General features: G+C 71.9%; 9 protein-coding genes. 7 read left to right on the top strand and 2 right to left on the bottom strand.

The window, feature by feature from the left end; genetic code table 11:
• Positions 1 to 129: 129 nt before the first annotated feature.
• Complete coding sequence (ilvD, locus tag ACFXKG_RS10270) at positions 130 to 1,980, top strand: dihydroxy-acid dehydratase (RefSeq protein ID WP_384835241.1); 1,851 nt, start codon at positions 130 to 132, stop codon at positions 1,978 to 1,980.
• 68 nt (positions 1,981 to 2,048) lie between these two features.
• Here the strand turns inward: ilvD and ACFXKG_RS10275 are convergent, their stop codons facing one another.
• On the bottom strand, positions 2,049 to 4,505 hold the full coding sequence (locus tag ACFXKG_RS10275) for a protein kinase (protein ID WP_384835244.1): 2,457 nt from the start codon (positions 4,503 to 4,505) through the stop codon (positions 2,049 to 2,051).
• A 125-nt stretch (positions 4,506 to 4,630) separates the two neighbouring features.
• Here ACFXKG_RS10275 and ACFXKG_RS10280 point away from each other — a divergent pair, with 125 nt between their 5' ends.
• From ACFXKG_RS10280 to proC, 6 genes are all read left to right on the top strand, one after another.
• On the top strand, positions 4,631 to 5,002 hold the full coding sequence (locus tag ACFXKG_RS10280; RefSeq protein ID WP_384835247.1) for a hypothetical protein: 372 nt from the start codon (positions 4,631 to 4,633) through the stop codon (positions 5,000 to 5,002).
• Positions 5,003 to 5,084: 82 nt separating this feature from the next.
• Complete coding sequence (locus ACFXKG_RS10285) at positions 5,085 to 5,702, top strand: hypothetical protein (protein WP_384835250.1); 618 nt, start codon at positions 5,085 to 5,087, stop codon at positions 5,700 to 5,702.
• 48 nt (positions 5,703 to 5,750) lie between these two features.
• Positions 5,751 to 6,608, top strand: a complete 858-nt coding sequence (locus ACFXKG_RS10290) for a class I SAM-dependent methyltransferase (protein ID WP_384835253.1) — start codon at positions 5,751 to 5,753, stop codon at positions 6,606 to 6,608.
• A 129-nt stretch (positions 6,609 to 6,737) separates the two neighbouring features.
• Positions 6,738 to 7,508 carry an ABC transporter ATP-binding protein gene (locus ACFXKG_RS10295; RefSeq protein ID WP_384835256.1) on the top strand — a complete coding sequence of 257 codons (771 nt, stop codon included), beginning with the start codon at positions 6,738 to 6,740 and terminating at the stop codon, positions 7,506 to 7,508.
• Positions 7,505 to 8,353 (top strand): ABC transporter permease, encoded by an 849-nt coding sequence (locus tag ACFXKG_RS10300; RefSeq protein ID WP_384835259.1) that lies wholly within the window; start codon positions 7,505 to 7,507, stop codon positions 8,351 to 8,353. The genes ACFXKG_RS10295 and ACFXKG_RS10300 overlap by 4 nt, the downstream gene beginning before the upstream one ends.
• Positions 8,354 to 8,468: 115 nt before the next feature.
• Complete coding sequence (gene proC, locus ACFXKG_RS10305; protein ID WP_384835262.1) at positions 8,469 to 9,278, top strand: pyrroline-5-carboxylate reductase; 810 nt, start codon at positions 8,469 to 8,471, stop codon at positions 9,276 to 9,278.
• Positions 9,279 to 9,294: 16 nt separating this feature from the next.
• Here the strand turns inward: proC and trpS are convergent, their stop codons facing one another.
• Positions 9,295 to 10,323 (bottom strand): tryptophan--tRNA ligase, encoded by a 1,029-nt coding sequence (gene trpS, locus ACFXKG_RS10310; protein ID WP_384835264.1) that lies wholly within the window; start codon positions 10,321 to 10,323, stop codon positions 9,295 to 9,297.
• Positions 10,324 to 10,837: the final 514 nt, after the last annotated feature.

Consider the following 10,837-nt stretch of genomic DNA (forward strand, 5'->3'; position numbering starts at 1 on the left):
GCCCGAAAGGTGAACAGGCGTCCCGTATTCCGGACGGCATGTCCAGATCTTGGATCCGGGGCGTACGCTCGAAGAAGTCATTTCTGCCGAAGGACTCGGCCGAAGGATCTGCTGAAGGAGCGAGAGACGATGCCCGAGCTGAGGTCCCGCACTGTCACCCACGGACGCAACATGGCGGGCGCACGTGCCCTGATGCGGGCCTCGGGCGTAGCGAGCGAGGACATCGGCAAGCCGATCATCGCGGTGGCCAACTCCTTCACCGAGTTCGTGCCCGGGCACACCCACCTCGCGCCGGTCGGCCGGATCGTCTCGGAGGCCATCAAGGCCGCGGGCGCGGTGCCCCGCGAGTTCAACACGATCGCCGTGGACGACGGCATCGCGATGGGCCACGGCGGCATGCTCTACTCCCTGCCGTCCCGCGACCTGATCGCCGACTCCGTCGAGTACATGGTCGAGGCGCACTGCGCGGACGCGCTGATCTGCATCTCCAACTGCGACAAGATCACCCCGGGCATGCTGATGGCCGCGATGCGCCTCAACATCCCGACGGTCTTCGTCTCCGGCGGCCCGATGGAGGCCGGCCGGGCGACGCTCGTGGACGGTACGGTCCGGAAGCTCGACCTGATCAACGCGATCTCCGACGCGGTGAACGACAGCGTCTCGGACGAGGACATCCTCCGTATCGAGGAGAACGCCTGTCCGACCTGCGGCTCCTGCTCCGGCATGTTCACCGCCAACTCGATGAACTGCCTGACCGAGGCCATGGGCCTCTCCCTCCCCGGCAACGGCTCGGTGCTCGCCACGCACACCGCGCGCAAGGCGCTCTACGAGAACGCGGGCCGCACGGTCGTCGAGATCACCAGGCGCCACTACGAGCAGGACGACGCGTCGGTCCTGCCGCGCGCCATCGCCACCCGCGCGGCCTTCGACAACGCCATGGCGCTCGACATCGCCATGGGCGGCTCCACCAACACGATCCTGCACCTGCTCGCCGCCGCCCAGGAGGCCGAGCTGGACTACGACCTCAGCGACATCGACGCCGTCTCGCGCCGCGTCCCCTGCCTCGCCAAGGTCGCGCCGAACGTCGCCCCGGGCGGCACGTACTACATGGAGGACGTCCACCGGGCCGGCGGCATCCCCGCCATCCTCGGCGAGCTGTACCGCGGCGGTCTGCTCAACGAGGACGTCCACACCGTCCACGCCCCCGGCATCAAGGAGTGGCTGCAGACCTGGGACGTGCGCGGCGGCTCGCCCTCCGAGGAGGCCGTCGAGCTGTGGCACGCGGCCCCCGGCTGTGTCCGCTCCGCCGAGGCGTTCTCGCAGTCCGAGCGGTGGGACACGCTCGACACGGACGCCGCGGGCGGCTGCATCCGCGATGTCGCCCACGCCTACTCCAAGGACGGCGGTCTGGCGGTCCTGAAGGGCAACCTGGCCGTCGACGGCTGCGTGGTGAAGACCGCGGGTGTCGACGAGTCGATCTGGACCTTCGAGGGCCCGGCCGTCGTCTGCGAGTCACAGGAGGACGCCGTCGAGAAGATCCTCCGCAAGGAGATCACCGAGGGCGATGTGATCGTCATCCGGTACGAGGGACCGCGCGGCGGCCCGGGCATGCAGGAGATGCTGTACCCCACGTCGTACCTGAAGGGCCGTGGCCTCGGTAAGTCCTGCGCGCTGGTCACCGACGGCCGTTTCTCCGGCGGTACGTCGGGTCTCTCGATCGGCCACGCCTCGCCGGAGGCGGCCTCGGGCGGCACGATCGCGCTGGTGAACGACGGCGACCGGATCCGGATCGACATCCCGAACCGATCGATCGAGCTGCTGGTCGGCGACGCGGAACTCGCGGCGCGCCGCGAGGCGTTGAACGGTGTGTACGCGCCGGCGAGCCGCGAGCGCAAGGTCTCGGTGGCGCTGCGCGCGTACGCCGCGATGGCGACGAGCGCGGACAAGGGCGCGGTCCGGGACATCTCGCGCCTCGGCTGACTCCCTTACGCGCTCACGCCACAGCCCGTGCCCCGGGCCCCGGCCCTCACGACGGAGGGCCGGGGGCGTCACCAGGACGCGGGGTCCCGGCCCGCGACGGCGAAGACGGACCCGTCGGGAGCACTCCCGAAGACCGTCATCCCCTCGGAGTCGGAGTCGGGGTCGGTGCCGGAGCCGACTCCGGCGGAACGACGGTCCTCGGCAACGATGCCGAGGACGGGCGCGGGCAGCGTGGGTACGAGCGTGTCGGGCCCTGCGGCCATCCTCGGCTTCGTCTGCCCCAGCAGCACCCCGCGCCGCGCGTCCACGGCGAGCAGCCGGCCGTCACCCGCGCTCAGATAGACCCGCTCCTCGGCGGCGGCGGGGCGTGAGGCGCGCGTCACCGAGGTCTCCAGCCGCCAGCGCACACCGCCGGCTTTCGCGCCCGAGTCCTTCGCGCCCGAGTCCTTCGCGCCCGTGTCGACGGCGAGCAGCGCCCCCGAGTAGCCGATGACGTACACGGTGTCGCCCACGACGGTCGCCTGGGCCTGGTCGACGGGTGCGCCCAGCGGCACCCGCCGTTCCGTACGGCTCGACGCGTCCAGCCGTACGACCGCCTCCGTGAAGCCGTCGACATCGTTCGCGAGCAGGAAGAGCGCGTCGTCCGAGGCGCCCACCGGGGCCAGCCCGCCCGTCAGCCGCTCCTCCCAGCGCACCGCACCGGTGGCCGGGTCGATCGAACGCACCTCGGTCGCCGAGCCGTCCCCCGAGGGGGTCGCGGCGAACAGCGCGCCGTCGGTGCCGCTCGCCGCCGTCCAGACCGTGCCGGTGCCGCCGAGCCGCTCCGTCCAGCGTTCGTCGCCGGTCGCGCTGTCCAGGGACCGTACCCGCCCGTCGTACGAGACCAGGAGGACCGAGTCGCCGCTGTGCCGGACCGTGGCGTACGCGGAGACGTCGGCGCCCCAGCGCTCGGCGCCCGAGACCGGGTCGAGCGCGGCCAGCCGCTTTGTGCCGCCCGCGCCGTGCGCGACGACGTGCAGGAGCCCGCCGGAGAGGACCGGCGCGGTGTCGTCGTCGGCGTCGTCGGCGGCGTCCGCCGCCCCGGCGGCCTTCACGGACCAGGCGGTGCGGCCGTCGAGGGGGTCGAGCCGGGTGGTCGTGCCACCGGGGCCCGCGCAGTAGACGGCCGTGGTGTCGGCCGCGCAGACGGGAGCCTTGTCGGGACCGTCGCCCAGGGTCGTCTCCCACGGCTCGAACGCCCGGGAGGGCTCCGCGTCCGTCCTGGCGGGGGCGCCGTCCCCCATGGCCCGTACGCCGAAGAATCCCGCACAGGCCACGGCCACCAGCGCCACCGCGCCCGCCACCGTGCGCACGCGGCGCGGCGACCGAGCGGGGGACGAGGACGGCGACGCAGACAGAGAAGGAGCGGTAGAAGAAGGAGCGGTAGAAGAAGGAGAAGGAGAAGGTTCAGGGAACGGCGATCGGACGGCCCCGGAGCCCCGCGCGTGATTGGTCGGTACGGAGCCCGGACCGGAGCCGGCGCCGTCGCCCGCGCCCGGACGCGCGCCGGAGCCCTGGCCGGAGCCGGCACCCGGGCCCGCACTCTCGACCGGATCCGGCCCGCGCTGCGCCGGTACGAGCGCACTCGCCCCGTACGGCCCGCGCAGGTCGTACGCGGTGGACGACACCACACCGTCCGGCGCCGACCAGTCCGGAGCCGCCCGCGACGTACGCAGCGCGCCCATCACCTCGTCCGGCGTCGGCCGGTCGGCCGGGTCCTTCGCGAGACACCCACTGATCACCGGAACGATCCGCTCCGGTACACCCGTCAGATCCGGCTCGTCGTGCACCACCTGATAGGCGACGATGTACGGGCTGTCCGAGTCGAAGGGACCCCGCCCGGTCGCCGCGTGCACCAGGACCGCGCCCATCGCGAACACATCGGCGGCGGGACCGACTTCGCGCGGTCGCTGGAACTGCTCCGGCGCCATGAACGGCGGCGTGCCGATCAGCTTGCCCGTTTCCGTCCGCAGATCGCTGTCGGCGGGGCGCGAGATACCGAAGTCGATGACCTTGGGCCCGTCCGACGCCAACAGGACATTGCTGGGCTTCAGATCGCGGTGCACGACCCCGGCGCGGTGGATGTCCCGCAGCCCTTCGGCGAGCCCCGCCCCGAGCCGGACCAACTCCTCGGTGCCCAGCGGCCCGTTCCGCTTCACCCGCTCGGAGAGGGTGGGCCCGTCGATGAACAGGGTCGCCATCCACGGCCGTACGGCCTCCGGATCGGCGTCCACGACAGGCGCGGTGAACGCCCCGCTCACCCGCCGCGCCGCCGCGACCTCCTGCTGGAAGCGCGCTCTGAACTCCGGGTCCGAGGCGTGGTTGGCATGGATGACCTTGACGGCGAGCCGCAGCCCCGAGGCGGAGGTGGCGAGATGGACCTCGCCCATTCCGCCGGAGCCCAGGGCTGATTCGAGCAGGTACCGCCCGGCGTACTCCGGACGCTCCGCTTCCGGGGCCGACCCGGTGTTGCGCAGTGGTGGCATCGCCCACCCCCGTGTATTCGTGCGCAAGCGCGACGCACGGAGCCTAGTCGATGGTGCGTGCTATCCAGCCATGGGTTGCTAGCCTGCGCGGCGCAGAGCACACACCGTCAATGGGGGAGGACCGCATGGCAGTCGACGAGGTTGAGAACACCGTCAGATCCGGGGGAGAAACCACGGCAACCGAGACAGAAGCAGCTACGGCCACGGCTACGGCTACGGCCACGGCCGCGGAAGTGGGGACCCTGGCGGCCAAGCGCTACGCGGTCCACCCGGACTACCGGGTGAACGTCCGCAGCGGTCCGGGCACCAACTACCAGCTCGTCAGGGTGCTCCAGTACGGCGCGAGCGTGCCGATCAACTGCCAGAAGCCGGGGGAGTGGATCACGGGCCCGTACGGCACGACGAACCTCTGGGACAACATCGCCAACGGCGAGTTCATCTCGGACGCGTACGTCTACACGGGAAGCAGCGGCTACGTCGCTCCCCGCTGCGCCTGAGACCCGCTGCGCCGAACCCCCACCGCGCCTGAGCCCCCACCGTGCCTGAGCCCCCACTCCGGGCGCCGGGGATAATCGCCCCGTGAGCGAGCACCCCGAGCACTCCCAGCCCCCCGCCGACGCCACCGCGACCGCGTCCGCCGCCTCCACCAGGAACGTACGGGGCGGACGTGGCCGCGGCGGCCCGGAGCCCGAGGCCATCGTGTTCTTCGGGACGACCTGGCTCGCCCGCGACGCCGGGTACGCCGCCCGCCGCGTCGCCGTCGCCCTCGGCTCCCTCACCACCGCGGTCGCCGCCTGCTTCGTCCTCCGCTTCGCCTACGAGGGCCTGGAGATCGCGAAGGTGGGCTCCTTCGTCGGCCTGCTCCTCGTCGTGATGTTCGCGGTGTGCAGCGCCATCGCCTTCCGCAGAACCTGGGACGGCTTCACCCGCCGCCCGGCCGACCCCGCCCACGAGGATTCGCTGCGCAGTGTCAAGGCGATCGGCTTCATGGGCTCGCTGATCGCCTACTTCCTGCGCTCCCTGGCCGAGGCCCCGGGCGAGGGGCTGCGCCGCAAGGAGTACGAAACGGCCCTGGCACAGTACGAACGCCGCCGCACCGCCCGCGCGGGCAACCCGGCCGCCCGAGCCGCGGCCAAGGAGAAGGGCAAGGGCAGGAACAAGGGCAAGAACACGGGCGGGAACCCCCAGCGCGCGTGACCCGAGCACATCTGGCCCGTTCCCCGTCCCCGGCACCACGATGGGGACATGACTCCCCAGACGCCTCCCGCCAACAGCCCCACGAACAACTCCACCAAGAGCTCCACCAATAGCCCTACTGCCCCCTCTCCCGCCGCCCCTCCGCGCCCTTCCCCCGGTCCGACCGCGCGCGCCTTCTCCTTCGACGCCGTCGCCGACCAGTACGACGAGGCGCGCCCCGGCTACCCGCCGGCCCTCTTCGACGCGGTCGAGGAACTGACCGGCCGCCCGCTCCGGGGGTCCCGCGTCTTCGACATCGGTGCCGGCACCGGTATCGCCACCCGCCTGCTGCGCGCCCGCGGTGCCCGGGTCACCGCGGTGGAACCGGGCCCCGGCATGGCGGCGCGGCTGCACCGTACCCAGCCGGACGTCCCTCTCATCCGCGGCCTCGGCGACGCCCTGCCGCTCGCCGACGGCTGCGCCGACCTGATCACGTACGCCCAGGCCTGGCACTGGACCGACCCGGCCCGCTCCCTGCCCGAAGCACTGCGTGTGCTCAGGCCCGGCGGCGCGCTCGCCCTGTGGTGGAACGTCGCGGACGCCGGGGTCCCCTGGATCGCCGACCAGGACGAACGGATCCACCGCTGGGCCGACGACGGTGCCCACGGCGCGCACAGCCTCCCCGGCCAGGGCGGAGACCTTCCGGCGGAGCTGCGCCCGGCCGAGCGACGGGTGGCGTGGACCCGCCGCGTCCCGCTCGACACCCACCTCGCCCACCTCGGCAGCCACTCGATCTTCCGGATGCGCGGCGAAGCGGCCACGGCCGCCTTCCTCGCGGCAGAGCGCGCGCGGCTGCTCACCCTCTTCCCCGACGGGAGCGTCGAGGAGGCGTACGTGGTGGAGCTGACCCTCATCCGCCGCCCCTGACCCCCCATCCACCGCCCCTGACCCTTGATCCGCGCCCCGGAAGAGGCGCGCCCCCGTCCCTCGTCCCCCATCCCCCGTTTCCCCGTGCGGCGCTTGACGAGTCCGTCCACCGGAGCCATTATTCATCACATGATGAATTTGTCGGCGGCCGCTGCTGTGCACGCCCGCGGCCTCACCGTCCACCGAGGCGACCGCGCCGTCCTGCGCGGTGTCGACTTCTCCGTACCGCCCGGCCGGATCACCGGACTCCTCGGCCCCTCCGGCTGCGGCAAATCCACCCTGATGCGCGCCGTCGTCGGCACCCAGGCCCGGGTCACCGGCGCCCTCGACGTCCTCGGCCGCACCGCGGGCGACCCCGCGCTGCGCGCCCGTATCGGCTACGTCACCCAGGCGCCCTCCGTCTACGACGACCTGACGGTCCGCCAGAACCTCGACTACTTCGCCGCCGTCCTCGACCCCGGCCGCGCCCGCCGTACCGCCCGCAGAGAGGCCGTCGATCGCGCCATCACCGACGTCGACCTCGCCTCCCACACCGGCTCGCTGGCCGGACGGCTCTCCGGAGGCCAGCGCAGCCGGGTCTCCCTCGCCGTCGCCCTGCTCGGCGCGCCGGAACTCCTCGTCCTCGACGAGCCCACCGTCGGCCTCGACCCCGTACTCCGCCGCGACCTGTGGGCCCTCTTCCACCGCATCGCCGCCGACCGCGCCGCGACGATCCTCGTCTCCTCCCACGTGATGGACGAGGCCGAACGCTGCCACCAGCTCCTCCTCATGCGGGAGGGAGAAGTCCTCGCCCAGGACACGCCCGAAGCCCTGCGCACCCGTACGCACACGGAGACCGTCGAAGCGGCCTTCCTCCACCTGGTCGACGAGGCCAACGCACACCAGGGGACCCCCCGATGACGACCACCGGCTCCAGCACCCCCGCCACCCCCGCCACCCCCGCCACCACAGGCACCACAGCCACCGGCGCCGGGACCCGTCGCGCCCCGGCGCCCCGCACCCGCCCGTTCTCCGCCGCCCGCACCCTGGCCACCGCCGCCCGCGTGCTGCGCCAGCTCCGCCACGACCCGCGCTCGATCGGGCTGATGATCATCGTCCCGTGCGCGATGCTCCTCCTGCTCCGTTACGTCTTCGACGGCAGCCCGCGCACCTTCGACTCCATCGGCGCCTCGCTGCTCGGCATCTTCCCGCTGATCACGATGTTCCTGGTGACCTCCATCGCCACCCTGCGCGAACGCACCTCGGGCACCCTGGAACGCCTCCTCGCCATGCCCCTGGGCAAGGGCGACCTGATCGCCGGCTACGCCCTCGCCTTCGGGCTCATCGCCGTCGTCCAGTCGGTGCTCGCCACCGGCCTCGCCGTGTGGGCCCTCGGCCTGGAGGTCGTCGGCTCCGCCTGGCTGCTCCTCCTGGTCGCGCTCCTCGACGCCCTGCTCGGCACGGCGCTCGGCCTCTTCGTCTCGGCCTTCGCCTCCTCCGAGTTCCAGGCCGTCCAGTTCATGCCCGCGGTGATCTTTCCGCAGCTCCTGCTCTGCGGACTGTTCGCGCCCCGGCCCGCCATGCACCCCGTACTGGAGGCCATCTCCAACGCGCTGCCCATGTCGTACGCCGTCGACGGCATGAACCAGGTCCTGCGCCACCCCGACATCACGGGCGACTTCGTCCGCGACGCCGTGATCGTCGCGGGGTGCGCCGTCCTCGTCCTCGGCCTGGGAGCCGCCACGCTCCGCCGCCGTACGGCCTGACCGCGCGGCGGAGACCGGCTCGGGCGACCGCCCCTCGGACACCTCACGCACGCGGACCGCCTCCGGTGCGACGATGGGGAGAAAGCCCACCCCCTACGGCGAGGTGACTCCGCACATGACCCAGACCGTCGCAGTCCTCGGCACCGGAAAGATCGGCGAGGCCCTGCTCAGCGGCATGATCCGGGCCGGCTGGCGAGCGGGCGACCTGCTGGTCACCACGCGCCGCGCGGACCGGGCGGCGGAGCTCCGCGACCGGTACGGCGTCGAGCCCGTCACCAACGCCGACGCCGCCAAGCGCGCCGACATCCTCATCCTGGCGGTCAAGCCCCAGGACATGGGCACGCTCCTCGACGAACTCGCCCCCCACCTCACCGCCGACCGCCTGATCATCAGCGCCGCCGCCGGTATCACCACGGCCTTCATCGAGGAACGTCTCGCCCCCGGCACCCCCGTCGTGCGCGTCATGCCGAACACCCCCGTCCTGGTCGACGAGGGCATGTCCGTCATCTCGGGCGGCAGCCACGCGCTCCCGGCCCATCTCACCCACGCCGAGGAGATCTTCGGCGGCGTCGGCAAGACGCTGCGCGTCCCCGAGTCCCAGCAGGACGCCTGCACGGCCCTCTCCGGCTCCGGCCCGGCGTACTTCTACTACCTGGTCGAGGCCATGACCGACGCGGGCATCCTCCTGGGCCTGCCCCGAGCCCAGGCCCACGACCTGATCGTCCAGGCCGCCATCGGCGCCGCCGTCATGCTGCGGGACAGCGGCGAGCACCCCGTGAAGCTCCGCGAGGCCGTGACCTCTCCGGCCGGAACCACCATCAGCGCCATCCGGGAGCTGGAGAACCACGGGGTACGCGCCGCCCTCATCGCGGCGCTGGAAGCCGCCCGCGACCGCAGCCGCGCCCTGGCCTCGGGCAACGGCTGAGGCCGTAACCCCGGGCTCAGTCGGCGGGCAGCAGGCCCACCGCCCGGTACGCGGCGTCGACCACGGGCCGGGCGATGTTCCTGGCCCGCGCGGCTCCGTCCTTCAGTACGACGTCCACCTGACCGAAGTCCGCGGCCAGCACCGCGTGCCGTTCCTGCACCGGCCGCAGCAGCTCGATCACGGCGTCGGCGGTGGCCCGCTTCAACTCCCCGTACGACGTGAACGCCTCGGCCAGCGCCGCCGGATCCGCGGGCTTCTCCCCGCCGGTGGCCCCGCCCGGGTCCCCGCACCCGGCCAGGATCTCCAGCAGATTGGCCACGCCCGGTTTCGTCTCCGGGTCGTACTCGACCTCCCGGCCGCTGTCCGTCACCGCACGCATGATCTTCTTCCGCACCACATCGGCGTCGTCCAGCAGATAGATGATCCCGGCGGTCGACTCATGGGACTTTCCCATCTTCGACGTCGGCTCCTGAAGATCCATGACCCGCGCGGCCACGGTCGGCCGGGTGGCCTTCGGCACGGAGAAGGTGTGCCCGTACCGCTGGTTGAACCGGGTGGCGATATCCCGCGTCAGCTCCACATGCTGGGCCTGGTCGTCGCCGACCGGTACCTCGTCCGTGCGGTAGGCGAGGATGTCCGCCGCCATCAGCACCGGATACGACAGCAGGGAGAACCGCACACTCTCCCCGGACGCGAGGGCCCGCATGCTCTTCTCCTTGTACTGGATCATGCGCCGCAGCTCCCCGTCGGTGGCCGTGCACTCCAGGAGATAGGAGAGCCGCGTGTGTTCGTCCACATGGCTCTGGACGAACACGGTGCACAGGGCGGGATCCAGCCCGGCCGCGAGCAGCAGCGTCGCCGCCTGGCGACTGAGCCGGCGCACGCGGGCCGGATCATGTTCGACGGTCAGTGCGTGCAGGTCCACGACGCTGAACAGCGCGTCGGCCCGGTGCTGATCGACCTCGACCCACCGGCGTACGGCCCCGAGGTAGTTGCCCAGCGTCAGGGGCCCGGTCGGCTTGACCCCGCTGAAGATCCGCGTCATCTCTGATTCACCCTCTCGGTAGGAGCAGCCACTTCTCGCGGCCGGTCCCCGAGCTGGGAAAATGCGAACGGCCGCCGAAGCGGCGGCCGTTGAACGCATACGTGTGAGGCGGCCGCCGTCAGGCGGCCCACCACTGAAGGACGCACGCATGCGTTGTCATGCCCCTCAGACTACTGGTCCAACCCCTCAAGTTGACACGCCCCACACAGGAACGTAATGTTCTCCGAGCTGTCCGACGTGAGCACCGGTCCCGTGCCGGTCCCCGGACAGTCATTCCGCAGGACCTACGACGAGTGAGCGACTCCATGTCGCTTTGCTTTGCGTACGCCTATGCGAAATGAGGAATCGACGCTCGAACCGAACGTCGGCACCGAAGCCCCGATTAGCGTCGGAGCCCAGGATTCCGCTAAAGTCTCACTCGTCGGAACGGCCGCAGGGCCGGGAGGACAAGCCCCGCTGACTGGGAATCAGGCCCGAAAGGATCTGGTAGAGTCGGAATCGCCGGAAAGGGAAA

The sequence above is a fragment of the Streptomyces sp. NPDC059255 genome (assembly GCF_042752355.1).
Taxonomy (GTDB): Bacteria; Actinomycetota; Actinomycetes; order Streptomycetales; family Streptomycetaceae; genus Streptomyces.

What these genes read in the sequence shown, in the direction of transcription:
- ilvD (WP_384835241.1), top strand. Translation starts at nt 130, where the DNA reads ATGCCCGAGCTGAGGTCCCGCACTGTCACCCACGGACGCAACATGGCG.
- ACFXKG_RS10275 (WP_384835244.1), bottom strand. Translation starts at nt 4,505, where the DNA reads ATGCCACCACTGCGCAACACCGGGTCGGCCCCGGAAGCGGAGCGTCCG.
- ACFXKG_RS10280 (WP_384835247.1), top strand. Translation starts at nt 4,631, where the DNA reads ATGGCAGTCGACGAGGTTGAGAACACCGTCAGATCCGGGGGAGAAACC.
- ACFXKG_RS10290 (WP_384835253.1), top strand. Translation starts at nt 5,751, where the DNA reads ATGACTCCCCAGACGCCTCCCGCCAACAGCCCCACGAACAACTCCACC.
- ACFXKG_RS10295 (WP_384835256.1), top strand. Translation starts at nt 6,738, where the DNA reads ATGATGAATTTGTCGGCGGCCGCTGCTGTGCACGCCCGCGGCCTCACC.
- ACFXKG_RS10300 (WP_384835259.1), top strand. Translation starts at nt 7,505, where the DNA reads ATGACGACCACCGGCTCCAGCACCCCCGCCACCCCCGCCACCCCCGCC.
- proC (WP_384835262.1), top strand. Translation starts at nt 8,469, where the DNA reads ATGACCCAGACCGTCGCAGTCCTCGGCACCGGAAAGATCGGCGAGGCC.
- trpS (WP_384835264.1), bottom strand. Translation starts at nt 10,323, where the DNA reads ATGACGCGGATCTTCAGCGGGGTCAAGCCGACCGGGCCCCTGACGCTG.